Annotated in this window: 1 protein-coding gene; it reads left to right on the top strand. The window is 42.6% G+C overall.

Going from position 1 to position 680, the window contains the following annotated elements:
* Positions 1-680 (top strand): hypothetical protein (locus QM524_RS25915; RefSeq protein ID WP_283346903.1); only part of this gene is annotated, 680 nt, incomplete at both ends.

Consider the following 680-nt stretch of genomic DNA (forward strand, 5'->3'; position numbering starts at 1 on the left):
ATTCCTCATATTGGCGCTGAAGAAGCCACAACCACATTGGTATTGTCAGTAACTGGCAGTAATGCGATTGTGGACTGGGTATCAGTAGAGTTACGCGATAAGAATAATCCAAGTGTGATCTTGTACAGTCGTTCAGGTTTAGTACAACGTGATGGCGATATCGTAGATGTAGATGGTGTGAGTTGCTTGAGTTTTGTAGGCGCTGTTCCAGAGAGTTATTATGTAACAGTTCGTCACCGTAACCACTTGGGAGCGATGACTGCGAATGCGATAGCGTTGACCTCAAGCTGTTCAGCCTTGGTTGATTTTACCAGTTCAAGTTTGAGCTTGTACAAGAAAGCTACCACTGATCCAGAATACACTGCTTATCCAACGGTAGATCTAGGTAGTGTCCGAGCACTATGGGGCGGTAATGCTAGTCCAGATCGCTTTGTGATTTACCAAGGACCAAACAACGACCGTACTTTTATCGGCAGTGTTGTGTTGACAGATCCAGGTAATACCGAAGGCTTGAACAACTACATGGTAACAGGTTACTTACGACCAGATATTAACTTAGATGGTCTGGTAATCTTCCAAGGACCAGGTAACGATGTAAACTTGTTGTTTAATGAGATATTCACTCATCCAGAAAACGTGGAGAAATTGAATAACTTCATTATCTACCAACAATTACCATA

The organism is Flectobacillus roseus (assembly GCF_030056595.1).
GTDB lineage: Bacteria > Bacteroidota > Bacteroidia > Cytophagales > Spirosomataceae > Flectobacillus > Flectobacillus roseus.